Annotated in this window: 11 protein-coding genes; 5 read left to right on the top strand and 6 right to left on the bottom strand. The window is 33.7% G+C overall.

Translation table 11 applies throughout. The features are described from left to right. Positions 1–45 precede the first annotated feature (45 nt). Both kbl and AC1DVP_RS02915 read right to left on the bottom strand, forming a co-directional pair. A complete protein-coding gene (kbl, locus tag AC1DVP_RS02920) occupies positions 46–1,239 on the bottom strand; it encodes a glycine C-acetyltransferase (protein ID WP_477182054.1) in 1,194 nt (397 codons plus the stop codon). 77 nt (positions 1,240–1,316) lie between these two features. Continuing rightward, positions 1,317–4,493: a UvrD-helicase domain-containing protein gene (locus tag AC1DVP_RS02915; RefSeq protein ID WP_477182053.1), complete on the bottom strand. Its 3,177-nt coding sequence runs from the start codon at positions 4,491–4,493 to the stop codon at positions 1,317–1,319. Between the two features lie 293 nt (positions 4,494–4,786). Between AC1DVP_RS02915 and AC1DVP_RS02910 the strand changes: the two genes are divergently transcribed. Then, positions 4,787–5,395, top strand: coding sequence for a superoxide dismutase (locus tag AC1DVP_RS02910; protein WP_477182052.1), 609 nt, complete (start codon positions 4,787–4,789; stop codon positions 5,393–5,395). 757 nt (positions 5,396–6,152) lie between these two features. Here AC1DVP_RS02910 and AC1DVP_RS02905 read toward each other — a convergent pair. From AC1DVP_RS02905 to purN, 4 genes are all read right to left on the bottom strand, one after another. Continuing rightward, positions 6,153–8,051: an amidophosphoribosyltransferase gene (locus AC1DVP_RS02905; RefSeq protein ID WP_477182051.1), complete on the bottom strand. Its 1,899-nt coding sequence runs from the start codon at positions 8,049–8,051 to the stop codon at positions 6,153–6,155. Between the two features lie 142 nt (positions 8,052–8,193). After that, positions 8,194–9,117, bottom strand: coding sequence for a PfkB family carbohydrate kinase (locus AC1DVP_RS02900; protein ID WP_477182050.1), 924 nt, complete (start codon positions 9,115–9,117; stop codon positions 8,194–8,196). 75 nt (positions 9,118–9,192) lie between these two features. Further along, positions 9,193–9,672 carry a ribonuclease HI gene (gene rnhA / locus AC1DVP_RS02895; RefSeq protein ID WP_477182049.1) on the bottom strand — a complete coding sequence of 160 codons (480 nt, stop codon included), beginning with the start codon at positions 9,670–9,672 and terminating at the stop codon, positions 9,193–9,195. A gap of 2 nt (positions 9,673–9,674) precedes the next feature. Next, complete coding sequence (purN, locus tag AC1DVP_RS02890; RefSeq protein ID WP_477182048.1) at positions 9,675–10,244, bottom strand: phosphoribosylglycinamide formyltransferase; 570 nt, start codon at positions 10,242–10,244, stop codon at positions 9,675–9,677. Positions 10,245–10,422: 178 nt separating this feature from the next. On the opposite strand from purN, the gene AC1DVP_RS02885 reads away from it, so the two are divergent. The 4 genes from AC1DVP_RS02885 to AC1DVP_RS02870 all read left to right on the top strand — a co-directional run bounded on the left by AC1DVP_RS02885 (position 10,423) and on the right by AC1DVP_RS02870 (position 13,453). Then, entirely contained in the window at positions 10,423–10,659 is a 237-nt protein-coding gene (locus tag AC1DVP_RS02885) for an acyl carrier protein (protein ID WP_007137004.1), read from the top strand. 188 nt (positions 10,660–10,847) lie between these two features. Next, positions 10,848–12,107, top strand: coding sequence for a beta-ketoacyl-ACP synthase II (gene fabF, locus AC1DVP_RS02880; protein ID WP_477182047.1), 1,260 nt, complete (start codon positions 10,848–10,850; stop codon positions 12,105–12,107). Between the two features lies 1 nt (position 12,108). After that, positions 12,109–12,849, top strand: coding sequence for a ribonuclease III (rnc, locus tag AC1DVP_RS02875; protein WP_477182046.1), 741 nt, complete (start codon positions 12,109–12,111; stop codon positions 12,847–12,849). A gap of 115 nt (positions 12,850–12,964) precedes the next feature. Continuing rightward, positions 12,965–13,453, top strand: a complete 489-nt coding sequence (locus AC1DVP_RS02870) for an IPExxxVDY family protein (RefSeq protein WP_477182045.1) — start codon at positions 12,965–12,967, stop codon at positions 13,451–13,453.

Genomic DNA, 13,453 nt, shown 5'->3' with positions numbered 1-13,453 from the left:
AATAATTTGTTAAATAAAACACTTCGTAAATTGAAATTTTAACAATTATATTACAGCAAGTCTTTGTCCTACGACCATAAAAGCACGAATTGCCTTATCCAAATGTTCTTTTGTATGAGCAGCTGATAACTGTACTCTAATCCTTGCTTTATCTTTAGGAACCACTGGAAAAAAGAACCCTATTACATACACTCCTTCTTTCAACAACTCATTAGCCATCGTTTGAGCTAATTTTGCATCATATAACATTACAGGCACTATGGCCGAATCCCCTTCAACTATATCAAATCCAGCTTTTTTCATTCCGTTTTTAAAGTAATTAGTATTCCACTCTAATTGATCTCTTAGGGCAGTATCCTTTTCTAATAATTCAAATACCTTTATAGATGCACCAACAATAGCCGGAGCCAATGAATTTGAAAACAAATACGGTCTGGAACGCTGACGCAATAACTCAATTATTTCCTTTTTAGCTGTTGTATATCCTCCCATTGCACCCCCTAAGGCTTTTCCCAAAGTACCTGTTATAATATCTACACGCCCCATAACACTTTTGGCTTCAAGCGTACCTTTTCCTGTTGCACCGATAAATCCTGCAGCATGACATTCATCAACCATAACCAAAGCGTCGTACTTATCAGCCAGATCACATATTTTATCTAATGGCGCTACAACTCCATCCATAGAAAATACGCCATCAGTAACAATTATTTTGAAACGAGCTCCAGATTCATTTGCTTTAATCAATTGCTGTTCTAAATCCTCCATATTACTATTTTCATAGCGGTAACGGGCTGCTTTACACAAACGCACTCCATCTATTATAGACGCATGATTCAAACTATCTGATATAATCGCATCGTTTTCTCCAAACAAAGGCTCAAAAACCCCTCCATTTGCATCAAAAGCAGCCGCATATAATATAGTGTCTTCTGTTCCATAGAAATCTGCTATCTTTTTTTCCAATTTTTTATGAATATCTTGTGTTCCACAAATGAAACGAACAGATGACATTCCAAAACCATGAGTATCCATTGCATCTTTGGCCGCTTGGACTACTTCAGGATGTGAAGACAATCCTAGATAATTATTGGCACAAAAATTCAAAACTGTTTCACCAGTTGAAATGGTGATTTCAGCTCCTTGTGAAGAAGTAATTATTCTTTCCTTTTTAAAAATTCCGTTTTCTTCAATAGTTTGAAGCTCTGACTGTAAGTGCTGTTGTATTTTACCGTACATTTTATTGAGATTTAAAATCTTAAAGTTTAAAAGCAAAAGTGCAATAAACTTCGCAAATTGACAATTAATTTATTTTTTCACAAATGTACTACATCGATTTCGACTCCTATGTACACGAGCGCTTTTTTTAGTACTTTAAAGCCCATTTTTTCAATAGCCATTTGGTAATTTTCCAATTGATATTTATATTTTGGATTAGGAAGACCCGTCTTATAATCCAATAAAAAAACTTCTTTTGTTTTATTAATCACTATTCGGTCGGGCTTAATGGTGCCACTCTCTTTTTGAATAATCGTTTTTTCATTCAAAACTTCATTTCCTTCGGCAAAATGGGCCGCTAAATCTTGATGATTTACTATTTCAATAATTGTGTTGCGAACAATCTCTTTTTGAAGCATAGAAATTAATCCGTTTTCAATTGCTTTATTAATTGCCAATTCCACATCGTTTTTTGTTTCTATAAAAGAAAATATTTCATGTATTACATTCCCAAATTCAATAGCTTCCTGTTGATGCGTTCCCCACATTAATGCTTCCCTTTGCGCAATTTTTATGTTTTTAGGATTCAAAACCTCCAAAACAACAGGGATATTTTTAGTAGTATCAATATGTGCTTCTTTTACTGATAACTTTACTGGATTCCCGAATTCATACTCTAATTTATTCTCATCGTAAACCTTTTCCTTAATCAGATATTTTATAAAAAATGAAGCCATATTACTTGGATACTCTCCGTCTTTCCTTGGTTTTACATTTTGAGAAATAATATATAATTGCTCTTCGGCTCTAGTCAAAGCCACATACAGTACATTAATATTATCTAATAATTCTTCCTGCTTTTTAAGATTGTAAACTGCAGAAGCTTCTTCTCCAAACTCTTCAATGGCACTGCTGTTATCCACTAACACTTTTGGCATATCAAAATCTTGTTCTTCGGAATTAAGCCATAACTTATCTTTCGGTTTTCTATTATAATCTTCTTCTGCAAAAGGCATAATAACTACTGGAAATTCCAATCCTTTTGATTTATGAATCGTCATTATTCGAACCGCATTTGTACCTTCGGGAGAAGGAATGCTGAATTTCTCAGCGTTTTTATCCCAATAATTAAGAAAATCCGAAATTCCAGCTTGATTACGAACATCCCGCTCTAAAACGATGTCCAGAAAATATTGAACATAAGCTGTCCCTATCGATGGGACTGCTTCATTTTCATTGGCTTTTATAAACTTCGAAATAATTATCTCAACGGCTTCATACAATGATTTTTTTCTAATGTTTTGAAAAGAAAGGGCAACGTTACAGTTTTCAAGCCATTTTTCGAAAACAGTCTCTTCCTTCAATTCCATTCCTTTGGCTATGAAATTGTGAACAGGCAGTTCCTTTTGTTTATTTTGTGCCAAATATTGTAAAAAGTTGGCCTTTGACTCTAAATCGGAGCTATTTTTTAAATATTTTAAAATGTGAATAATTAACCGAACTTCGGTAGCGTTTTGAATCATCAATGTTTCAGAAGACAAAAGCGGAATGCTTTGCTCCGTTAAATAATTAGCGACAGCAATTCCCTGGCTTCGTTTTCGGGTCAGAATTACAATGTCCTTGTATTCAAAACCTTCATCAATTACTTTTTGAATAGTGTTTAAAGCAGCCAATACATATTGTCCCGTTTTATCCAAAATCTCCTCTTCATCGCCTTCTTGTTCTTGTATTTCAGGCAAAAAAGAAATATTCACGTAACCGCCCACTTTACTATTGATTTTCTGGTGACTATGATTTTCGTATAAATCTTTATAATCGGCATTACTAAACTCATTGGACAATAAATTGAAGAAATCATTATTGAATTCGATTACTTGAGAATAACTTCTATAATTTTTGTCTAAATGCTCTAGCTTTTTCTCAGGATTGCTGAACGGATTTTGATCTTTACTCAATTCGATAAACTGCTCAGCTTTACCACCGCGCCAACGATAAATAGATTGTTTTGGGTCGCCTACAATCATTAATGTTCCTTTTTGACCCGAATCATCTTGTCCTGCAAGCGCGTTATCAATAAGCGGAATCAGGTTTTGCCATTGCATCTCGGATGTATCCTGAAATTCATCAATAAAAAAATGGCGATAACGTTCTCCTAATCGTTCATATATAAAAGGAGCTGGCTGATTTTGGATTTCGCGGTGAATAATCGCATTGAACTCGGATATTGAAAGAACATTTTGTTCATTCTGAATTTTAGCTAATTCGTTACTGACTGTATTTAGCAATGATAAAGGCGTGATGTTTTTTAAGAACGCTTTATAAAAATTTCGTTTTTCGAAATTTTTATAAATTTCGGAAAGGCTTTGCAACAAATCAGGAACAATATTCTCAATTAAAGCTCTGTCTTTTGCAGTTTTATTAATGGCAATATCTTCACACTCCCGAAACATTTTATTTTTAGAATTAAATTTCCCATCTGCTATGCTTTGAAGATGATTGGGAAAAGTTCCTCTGGAGAAAGATTTCAAATCAATCCCATTTTTGTCAATTAATGATAAAGACGCTTCGGCAAGAGTTCCATTTTCTTTTTCTAAATCCTTACAAACCTGAACTAATTTTTCTTTTACTGCAATAAAATCACTTATTGATTTGTCGTGAAAATGAGTAATTTCATTACGGTTATTTTCATTAAGGACTAATTTTCCCGTTTCCAAAATTTCACGTGAGATATCCCAAGATTTATCATCATCGGTTTTTTCCATCGTGAAATCGATGAGCAGCTTAGTTAACGTTTCATCTTCACCCGCTTGCGCTATGATGGCATCTACGGCTTCAGTTAATAGGTTTTCGGTATCCAAAGTCACTTCGAAAGTCATAGGTAATCCCAAGTCGTGTGCGAAAGCCCGGATTACCTTGTGAGTGAATTTATCAATTGTAGATATGTCAAAAGCAGCATAATTATGAATAATGTGCTTAATGATTTGTTGGGATTTGGTCTTAATCTGAATGATTGAAAGTCCTGTATCTACAGCCAAATCCTGCATTAGATCTGATGCTTTAGCATTCGGTTCGTCTTTGGCAAATTCAGACAAACTGCCTACAATGCGGCTTTTCATCTCATGAACCGCTTTGTTGGTAAACGTAATGGCCAGAATATTTCGATACGCGTCATTCTTGTGTGCCGTTAAAATAATTTTGAGATATTCTTTAACAAGAGCATACGTTTTTCCGGAACCTGCCGAGGCATCGTATATGGCGAAAGAAGGTCTTTCCATTTTAATTTTAGATTGTAAATTAACTATTTTAGATTTCTAATCTATACTAATGTTTCCTGAAATCCCAAATGCCCTAGCCCTGATGGAAGGGAAAATCCTTTTTATCTCGTCTTTTCTACGAGATAAAAAGATTGGAATGACAGCAGGAAATAGCTCCTTATCACCAGGATTAATATAACCAGAATTGTATTATCATTTTATTTGATGGGATTATAACAAAATAGAATTTTATATTCCAAAGTTAAATGTTTAATTTTGAATAAAATATTTATAAATCATTAAACAACTATATTATGGCTTTTGAATTACCACAATTACCTTATGCGTATGACGCATTAGAACCACATATTGATGCCCGTACAATGGAAATACACCATTCAAAGCATCACAATGCCTATACTACAAACTTGAATGCAGCTATCGCTGGAACTGATTTGGAAGGAAAAACTATCGAAAATATCTTAATAAATCTTGATAAATCTAATGCTGCGGTTCGTAACAATGGCGGAGGTTTTTACAACCACAACTTATTTTGGACAGTTATGTCTGCAGATGGAGGCGGATTGCCAACTGGTGAATTGCTAGAGGCTATTGAAAGTTCTTTTGGCAGTTTTGAAGAATTTAAAGCAAAATTTGCTAAAGCAGGTGCTACTCAATTTGGTTCAGGATGGGCTTGGCTATGTGTACAAAAAGGAGGTAAACTTGATGTTTGCGGCACTCCAAACCAAGACAATCCATTAATGCCGGAAGTTGGTTGTGGCGGAACTCCAATCCTTGGAATGGATGTTTGGGAACACGCTTATTACTTACACTATCAAAACAGAAGACCTGATTATATTGAAGCTTTCTTCAATGTGATTAACTGGACAGAAGTATCTAGACGTTTTGCTTTAGAAAAATAGTTAGAAGAAAATAGAGTAAACAATATTGAGAATAGACGGATGAACCTAGAGTTTGTTCGTCTATTTTTTTTGGTACATACTTTTTTCTTTTGTCTAAATTCTATTTTCTTTTTGAGACTTTATACCAATAAAAAAGGTGAAATGTTACTTTCACCCTTTTTGCCCCAAATCTACCATAAACTTAACCTACTAAAAATTATGGTAGTCAAATGTACATTGTAAAAAACTATTTCTAAATTATTTTCGATGAATGCCCAATAAACTCGTTTAACTAATAGTTAACTGTAATCCAGTATGTTTTATTGTTGAATATCTCGCTATAAATATATTGTTAGGCAATAAAAGATGACTTTATACCAATAAAAAAGGTGAAATGTTACTTTCACCCTTTTTGCCCCAAATCTACCATAAACTTAACCTACTAAAAATTATGGTAGTCAAATATACATTGTAAAAAACTATTTCTAAATTATTTTCGATGAATGCCTTATAAAATCGTCAAACGGTTAATTAACTCACCTTCAACCTGTTTAACTCTTGTTTATTCAATAATTAACAACTCTTCATTGGAATAATAAAAATCAAAAGGCGACTTTATGCCAATAAAAAAGGTGAAATGTTACTTTCACCCTTTTTGCCCCAAATCTGCCATAAACTTAACCTACTAAATTATGGTAGAACAAATATACTTTGGCATTAATGATTTTAAAAATAAATTCGATAAAGTACCTACATACCCGATAATCGGACAATATGACTAATATGCTCTAGCGTCTTTACCTTCATAAAAATTCATAAAAGCTCTGTTTACCACACGATTCCCTCCTGGAGTAGGATAATCACCAGTGAAGTACCAATCTCCTAAATTTTTTGGACAAGCGATATGCAAATCTTCCACTGTTTGGAAAATAATTTTTACTTCTGCGTTAATATCTGATGAACTTAACATTTCGGCAATCTTATCTGAGATTTCCTGAGAAGTGAAAGAATCATATATAGCAGTAACATAATTCACAACATCATTGTCGTGATAGTTTTCCTGAGCTTTACATTTAGCATAAACTTCATCAACAATATGATACAGGTTTCTTTCTTTCAACAACTCTAAAGCTGCTCTAAAAGCAACTAATCCTTCCAGTTTTGCCATATCAATTCCATAACAGTCAGGGTAACGGATTTGTGGTGCAGAAGAAACTATTACAATCCTTTTTGGTTTTAGACGATCCATCATTTTAATAATGCTCATCTTAAGAGTAGTTCCTCTTACAATACTATCGTCAATAATTACAAGATTATCAGTTGGTTTGATTACTCCATAGGTCACATCATAAACATGGGCAACTAAATCATCCCTACTGCTGTCTTCAGTAATAAAAGTTCTCAGTTTAGCATCTTTAATCGCAACTTTTTCAGTTCTAATTTTTACAGAAAGTAATTTTTCTAAAGAGTCAACTGTTAACGTATCTTTATTTTCAAGAATGAAATTTGTCTTTCTTTGATTCAAAAAGTCCTGTGCCGCTTCCACCAAACCATAAAAAGAAGTTTCTGCTGTATTCGGAATGTATGAAAAAACAGTGTTGTCTGTATCATTATCAATAGATTCCAATACTGCTGGTAAAATCAATTTTCCTAAATCTTTTCTTTCCTGATAAATTTCAGCATCACTTCCTCTTGAGAAATAGATGCGTTCAAATGAACATGCCTTTTTTACAGTTGGAGTTAGAATTTCTTTCATAGAAATGTCCCCGTTTTTCTTAATAATCAAGGCGCTTCCCGGATCAATTTCCTTTACTTTTTCAAACGGAACATTAAAAACAGTTTGAATAACTGGTCTTTCAGAAGCTACTACTACAATTTCATCATCCTGATAAAAATAAGCTGGACGAATTCCCGCAGGATCTCTAAAAACAAAAGCATCACCATGACCTAAAAGACCAGCCATAGCATATCCTCCATCTAAATTTTTGGATGAACGAGCCAAAATTTTGGCAATATCAAGCCTTTCAGCAATAACGGGTGAAGCCTCTCTCTTAGAATAACCTTCAGCCTTGCAGTCTTGGTAGAGCTGCATAACTTCTTTATCAAGAAAGTGACCTATTTTTTCCATTACAGTAACGGTATCAGCCATTTCCTTTGGATGCTGTCCTAATTCTACTAAATTTTGAAAAAGCTCTTTAACATTAGTCATATTAAAGTTTCCTGCCAAAATCAGATTCCTATGCATCCAGTTACTCTGACGTAAAAACGGATGTACGCTTTCGATACTGTTTTTACCAAAAGTCCCATAACGAACGTGTCCTAAATACAATTCTCCTATATAAGGAATATTTGCTTTCAGTTTCTGAACATCATCTGCATACTCAGGATGAGCCTCCATTTCTTCGTTTACTCTCTCGTTTATTTGTTTAAAAACGTCTTGAATTGGCTGTGCGTGATTAGAACGAACGCGGCTTATGTATCTTTCACCAGGTTCTACATCCATTTTAATACTTGCAAAACCAGCTCCGTCTTGACCGCGGTTATGCTGTTTCTCCATCATCAAGTACATTTTCTGTATACCATAAAAAGCGGTACCATACTTTTCTTTATAAAATTCGAGAGGTTTTAAAAGTCTAACTAAAGCTATCCCACATTCGTGTTTTAAAGCGTCGCTCATTGTTTTGTTGTTTGTAGTTGTTGGTATTTATTGGTGTCTGTATAACTTTTCTTTAAATTAAATACGAAGCAAATTCGTACCGCATCTTATAAATATTGACTGTACTAATTAAAAAAAGCCTCACATCAGAGGCTTTAGAACATTATAATTCTATATCAAACTGGGTTAGGGATTTGAACTGTTTCAGTCTTGAGACCACTTCATTCTCCTCTAAATCAATCATCCTTTCTGTTCCAAATTTCTCTACACAAAAGGAAGCTAAATTCGAACCATAAATTATTGCATTTTTCATATTTTCAAAAGAAACATTTTCACTTTGTGTTATATATCCCGAAAACCCTCCTGCAAAAGTATCTCCTGCACCTGTTGGGTCAAAAACTTCTTCTAACGGTAATGCTGGCGCAAAGAAAATTTCTTTATTATGAAACAATAAAGCTCCATGTTCCCCTTTTTTAATTACCACATATTTTGGTCCCATTTCATGAATTTTTACGGCCGCTTTAACTAAAGAATATTCTCCTGAAAGCTGACGCGCTTCTTCATCATTTATGGTAATAACATCTACTCTTTTGATGATTGCCAATAATTCTGGCAAAGCACAGTCCATCCAAAAATTCATAGTGTCGAGAACAACCAGTTTTGGTTTGGTCTCCATTTGATCCAAAACACTGCTTTGCACTAAAGGATGTAAATTACCTAACATCACAATTTCGGCATTTTTATAATCCTGGGGTACTTTTGGCTGAAAATCTGCCAAAACATTTAATTCGGTCACTAGAGTATCTCTTGAATTTAAATCGTTGTGATACAACCCGCTCCAGAAAAAAGTTTTCCCTCCTTTAACAACTTCAATTCCGGAAATATCAACATTTCTGTCTGTTAACAAATCCAGATATTCTTGTGGAAAATCATCTCCAACAACAGAAACTATAGCCGATTTTACATTAAAAAAAGAAGCAGAAATTCCTATATAAGTTGCTGCTCCGCCTAGAATTTTGTCTGTTTTCCCAAAAGGAGTTTCAATTGCGTCGAAAGCTACTGTTCCAACAATCAATAATTTATTCATTATATGAGTTTCGAATTAGGGTGCAAAGATAGTCCATAAGTTGCAATATTGCAACGGGTCAAGTACGCAAAGTTTTCATAAAAATTTACCCTCTTCTTTTTCGTAAAAAGCATCAATAGAAAGCTGCTTTTGCATAGAAGCCATAACAGCCAGCTCATCACATCTTTCATTTTGGGGATGGTTGTTGTGTCCCTTTATCCATTTAAAATCTACTTGATGCTTCTTGTACACAACTAAGAAGCGCTTCCATAGATCGGGATTTTTTTTTCCAGCAAAACCTTTCTTCTCCCAACCGAAAACCCATTTCTTTTGCACTGAATCTACAACATACTTTGAATCCGAAATAACTAAAACTGAAGTATTCTCCTTTTTAAGCTTTTCTAAACCTACAATAACAGCCAATAATTCCATCCTATTATTAGTGGTATGCCTGAAACCTTCATAGAATTCTTTCTTATAAGGTTTCCCTACCCATTCCATAACAACTCCATATCCTCCATTACCGGGATTGCCTTTAGCCGCTCCGTCAGTATAAATGTGTACGTCGTATTCCAAAGTTAGAAATTAGAAATTAGAAGTTTTTCAATAACCGCTGGAAAATGTTTTTGTTCCAATTCATGGATTTTTACAGCAACTGATTCTGGCGTGTCACTTTCAGAAAGAGCAACATTTTGCTGAAATATAATATTCCCCTCATCGTAGTTTTCATTTACATAATGAATAGTTATGCCTGTTTCTTTTTCTTTATTTTCCACAACAGCTTTATGAATATGCATTCCATACATTCCTTTTCCGCCAAATTTTGGCAACAAAGCTGGATGTATATTTATGACCGCATTTGGATAAGCTTCAATCAAATCATCAGGAAATTTTAATAAAAAACCTGCTAAAACTATTAAATCAGGCTGAAACGTAATTACATTTTGTAATACTTTTCCTGAGTTTAAATCGTCTTTTGAAAAAATAACAGTAGGAACATCTAATTTTTTTGCTTTGCCAAGAACCCCTGCATTAGAATTATTTGAAAAAACCGCTACTACAGTTCCAACAGATCTGCTTTCGAAATATTTTATAATATTTTCAGCGTTAGACCCCGATCCAGAAGCAAATATCAGTATTCTTTTCATAATTCTGTTTTTAAATTTTATGCAAAAAAAGGAATAAAAAACGAAAATAAATAGGTTTACGAAATCTTTGTTGGAATAAATTTTATAAATTAGTACACACATTTATTCACTAAATAGTTGTTTTAAAATAAAGTTGTTTTATTTTTGCCAACAAATTAAATTCTAAAATTAAAAGATTATGTCAGACATTGCATCAAGAGTAAAAGCGATTATCGTAGACAAATTAGGTGTTGACGAAAACGAAGTTGTAACAGAAGCAAGCTTCACTAATGATTTGGGAGCTGACTCATTAGACACTGTTGAGCTTATTATGGAATTCGAAAAAGAATTTGACATTCAGATTCCAGACGATCAAGCAGAAAACATTGCTACTGTAGGTCAAGCTATCTCTTACATCGAGGAAGCTAAAAAATAATAATTACACACCCGATTACTAAAATTCTATAATTTTTAATCGGGTGTTATTATTTAAATAAATTAAATTTTCGATTGAAATTCAATCAAATTATATTTACATTAAATACCCATGATTCTTTTAGTTACTTTTTATAGTATAGAAAGCATGGGCTTTATTTGTTAAAAGATAACAAAAATAAAAACGTTATGGTTTTAAGAAGAGTTGTTGTAACAGGCCTTGGAGCTCTTACTCCCATTGGGAATAATATTCAAGAATATTGGAATGGCCTGATTAACGGAATAAGCGGTGCTGCACCAATAACTTATTTTGACGCATCAAAATTCCGAACTCATTTTGCATGTGAATTGAAAAACTTTAATGTTGAAGAATTTATCGACAGAAAAGAAGCCCGTAAAATGGACAGATATGCACAATATGCTATGGTGTCTTCTGAAGAGGCGATGAAAGATGCTAATTTTGATTTAGACACTATAGACAAAGATCGTGCAGGTGTAATTTGGGGATCAGGAATTGGCGGTTTAGAGACTTTTCAAATTGAGGTTCTAAATTATGCCGCAGGTGACGGAACACCAAAATTCAATCCTTTCTTTATTCCAAAAATGATTGGAGATATTGCTTGTGGCCATATTTCTATAAAATACGGTTTTAGAGGACCTAACTTTGGAACTGTTTCAGCTTGTGCATCTTCTACAAATGCTATTATTGATGCTTTCAATTATATTCGATTAGGACATGCTGACATTATGGTTACAGGCGGTTCTGAGGCAGCTGTGACAATTGCAGGAATGGGAGGTTTTAATGCTATGCATGCTTTATCTACCAGAAATGACGATCCAAAATCAGCTTCAAGACCGATGGATAAAGACAGAGATGGTTTCGTTCTTGGCGAAGGTGCTGGAGCATTAATCTTGGAAGAGTACGAACATGCTGTTGCCCGTGGTGCAAAAATATATTGTGAAATTGGCGGTGGAGGTATGTCTGCCGATGCTCATCATATTACAGCTCCGCATCCAGAAGGATTGGGTGCAAAAAATGTGATGTTAAACTGCTTGAGAGATGCGGGACTAGAACCAACAGATGTAGATGGTGTAAATATGCACGGAACTTCAACTCCGCTTGGTGACTTAGCAGAATCCAAAGCTATTGAACATGTATTTGGAGAACATGCTTATACCATGAATTTAAATTCTACCAAATCAATGACAGGACATTTACTTGGTGCTGCTGGAGCAATAGAAACTATATCTGCAATTCTTTCCATGAAACACGGAATCGTTCCTCCTACGATTAATCATTTCACAGATGATGAAAGTATTAATTCTAAACTAAACTTTACTTTTAACGTTGCTCAAAAAAGAGAAATGAACGTTGTTATGAGTAATACATTTGGATTTGGCGGTCACAATGCTTGTGTTTTGGTTAAAAAATTAGATTACAAAGCATAAAATGCGTTTTCTTAAAAAAATATTCTCAAAATCCCGTTCTCAAGAAGACGGGATTTTTTTTACTGCTATTCAATCCATCCTTGGATTTGACCCTATAAATCTGGAGTTTTACAAGAAAGCATTTACACACCGCTCATCAAACCGTATTGATTTAAAAGGCAATCCCATCAATTACGAAAGACTTGAGTTTTTAGGTGATGCCATGTTAAGCTCAGTTATCGCCGCCTATTTATTTAATGAGGCGCCGTTAGGAGACGAAGGTTATTTAACAAAAATGCGCTCAAAAATAGTAAGCAGAGAACATCTGAATGAGTTGGGCAAGGATTTGAACTTAATAGAGTTTGTTGAAAGCAAAGTTCCTGTGCATCATTTTGGAGAAAACATACATGGCAATATATTCGAATCTTTAATTGGCGCAATCTACTTAGATAAAGGATATGGATATTGTGAAAAATTCATTCAAAAAAGAGTCATAATACCCTATGTAGACATTGCTAGATTAGAAGGAAAAGTAATCAGTTATAAAAGTCTTCTGATAGAATGGTGCCAAAAAGAGAAAAAACAATTTCATTATGATATTTTTGATGACAATGCAATTGACGGGCAGCGCCTGTTTGGTGTTAAACTAAGTATAGATGACAAGGTTATTGCAAAAGCCAGGGCTACTTCAAAAAAGAAAGCTGAAGAAAAAGCCTCGCAACGCGCTTACTTTGCTTTTCAAGAGAAAATTGAAAGAAAATAGCTAAATGATTATCGATGCTACATCGTTTTCGTTAATAAAATATCATAATCCTAGCCAGTAAGCAACCTTTTACTAATTTAGAAATATTATATTTACAGCTTATTTTTTAATGACCATGGCAATTCATAAATTGGATTTTGGTGAATTTGACGAAATAGATTATAGTCTTATCGCTATTCACACCACATTAGAAGATTACCGATTGGCTTATTTTATCAATCAAAGACTTCATGTAAACCTGAATAAATCTATCAAAGAAATTCAAATTACTGATAAGGAAGGGGAAGTTCATTTTTCTAGATTTCATTATTATGAAAAGAAAAAGGATATCTCTTGGGATTTGATACAAAATATAAACAAAGTCATTCAACAAAAAAAAGAAGACAATCAAGGTTTGTTTACAAATTTTGACATAGAAGTAGCAAAAAAAGTGTACATGCTTCCTGAATTTAAAAAAGTAAACTACTTTTTGAAAATAGAAAACAGCGAAGACAACACCAATCTTTTGGAAATTCAAAGTGAGCTGAATTCAATTGATCAAATAGCTACTAACTATATTGTTGACATAAATAAAATAAAATCTAAAAACAATTTAATTTTTTAA

Source organism: Flavobacterium sp. P3_A6 (genome assembly GCF_056403035.1).
Note: the sequence above shows the minus strand (reverse complement) of the source record. Positions and strands in the feature narration are given on the sequence as shown.